This window comes from Candidatus Magnetobacterium casense (assembly GCF_019173545.1).
GTDB classification, from domain to species: Bacteria; Nitrospirota; Thermodesulfovibrionia; order Thermodesulfovibrionales; family Magnetobacteriaceae; genus Magnetobacterium; species Magnetobacterium cryptolimnobacter.
In genome coordinates this window covers 1-1398 of the sequence record NZ_JABXWD010000661.1, presented here as the reverse complement: position 1 = coordinate 1398, position 1398 = coordinate 1, and the positions used below count along the sequence as shown (strand labels likewise).

The 1398-nt window shown below is 51.4% G+C and carries 1 protein-coding gene and 1 pseudogene; both read left to right on the top strand.

What is annotated here, in order from left to right:
- Positions 1-109 precede the first annotated feature (109 nt).
- On the top strand, positions 110-727 hold the full coding sequence (locus tag HWQ67_RS18525) for a hypothetical protein (RefSeq protein WP_218254174.1): 618 nt from the start codon (positions 110-112) through the stop codon (positions 725-727).
- 238 nt (positions 728-965) lie between these two features.
- Positions 966-1398: pseudogene (locus HWQ67_RS18520) on the top strand (hypothetical protein); the annotation flags it as partial.

Here is a 1398-nt window from a genome sequence, read left to right as displayed (position 1 = left end):
CATTTTACAATGGTGAGAACTTAATAGTCCTATGGGACTTGGGGTAGGAGGAATTATGCCTTTACTGCATTGCAAATCTTGCAGCCATGAATGGGAGTCCACAGATGCGATGGACACTTGCGATTGGTGCGGTGGGGATAGCTACTTGCTAGACGGCAGTACACCACTTGAGCAGATGGTGCTGGCCATGCTGTCAAAGCCCAATCGCCATACTCGCAAGCCCAAAGGGAAGCGCAAGGCTCGCAAGATTGACAAACGGGAGGCTGTAGAAATACAGCCAATCGTGCCGCCCAGCAGGGCGAGAGATTCAAGGATAGATTACGGGGAACTTTATCACAGCGGGATGGAAGCTGCACCGCATCCGAGGGAAAGGCGTGTGACTATGCCCCCATCTCGACCCTCATCCGCGGCCTCCCCGCGCAATCGTCGAGAGGATGAGATTAACTCGACATTTTATGAAGCTATGCGAGCTGCGCAGTCGAGCCGCGCTAGTTTGGGAGCTGGGCCAGTAGAACGGACATGGAACATTGGACGCCCTGCTCCAACAGGGAGGGATAGACCTTCGCGTGTGGAGTCTGGCGTTGACCTCATTTTTGGAGAATCTATTGCAGACAACACGCCACGCACATCCGCTACTGTCTCTAGCGTCGTCGATGAATGGGCTGAGATGCTAGTTGACGGTGACCCCTTCTTCGACCCCGATGGCGGTGGAAGCGATGTGATATAATGCGTGACATGGATGGGTCGGTGTTGGCGTGGTTTTCTGTGTTTGTCTCGTCTAAGCGTAAACGCTTGCGGCGAGCTGTTAACTATCTGCATTTGCTTGGGCTTGAAACCAAAGTCCAACAAATAGACACAGAGGGCACAACTTCGGTGTTAATCCCATGGAGCCGAGATGCTGTTGACATTATGATACAACTACAGGCTGAATTGAGTAAGCCTACCACTACTCTTGGAGGTGCCAAATGAAGAAAAAGTCAAACAAAAAAGAGCTGTACAGCGTGAGCGAAGTTGAGGAACTTTTGGGCCTTACTCGCAACACCATTCTTAACTACATCTTCGAGTGGCAAGATGAGTTCGTTCCAGCAACGGCCTATTCACATGGCCCGTTGGGTGCAAAAGTGCGTTTTTACAACTGGGATGCCGTTGGCAAAATTGCCAAGTTTGTTGACACGACTCCCATGGTGCGCCCGTTTTTCCAGCGTGGGAAAAGACTTCCAAAGGTTGATATCAAGCTGATGACCTGCGCTGCGACTGCCAGGGAAGTGGGACTTAGCATAAACACAGTCAGGCGGTGGGTTGATATTGTTGGCCTGTCTCCCCTCACCACCATCAGGGGGGGCAAACATCGCTGGAATTACTTTGAACGCAATGCTATTTTGTCCATGTGTCGCCACA

Excerpts from the sequence above, each read along its gene's own strand:
- HWQ67_RS18525 (WP_218254174.1), top strand. The coding sequence starts at position 110 with ATGGACACTTGCGATTGGTGCGGTGGGGATAGCTACTTGCTAGACGGC.